Origin of the sequence: Pseudomonas sp. CFBP13528, from assembly GCF_005233615.1 — a bacterium.
In the GTDB taxonomy this organism is placed as follows: domain Bacteria; phylum Pseudomonadota; class Gammaproteobacteria; order Pseudomonadales; family Pseudomonadaceae; genus Aquipseudomonas; species Aquipseudomonas fluorescens_AM.
In genome coordinates, this window is record NZ_QGAJ01000044.1 from 1 (window position 1) to 533 (window position 533).

A 533-nucleotide genomic window follows, 5' to 3' on the forward strand; every position below is an offset into this window, starting at 1 on the left:
AACATCACCAACCCGTTGACCGTGACGTTGGATAACGGCCAGAGCATTACTATCGGTGTAAACCAATCGAGCGCCAGTGTTTCGGTTGTTGCGCCGGATGATGTGTACAAGGGCGACCAAACCGTCACCACCGCTATCAAAGGCGTGACCGGTGGCGAGCATTTCGAAAATCTGGTTCCAGGCACCACGCCGGTTAACACCACCGTGACTGATACCCCAGGTACTGACAACACTACGACTGTCACGCTGACCGCACCAAATGCTGTTAACGAAGGTGGCCAGATCACCTACACAGCGACCTTAAGCAATAAGGCCGGTACTGACGTCACGCTGAAACTCGATAACGGTTCGAACATCACCATCAAGGCTGGCGACACCGTCGGCACCGTGACCGTGCCTGCTCCAAGCGATGACGTGTTTATCGACAAGAGCACTCAGACCGTCCAGATCACTGAAGCGACTGGCGGCAACTTCGAGAAGCTGGAAGTTGCTGGCAATGGCGCAACCACCACGATCAACGACACCATCGACAA

General features: G+C 54.8%; 1 protein-coding gene. It reads left to right on the forward strand.

The annotated features are described in order from the left end of the window. On the forward strand, positions 1 to 533 hold a 533-nt coding region (locus PspCFBP13528_RS27480; RefSeq protein ID WP_178084460.1), incomplete at both ends, for an immunoglobulin-like domain-containing protein.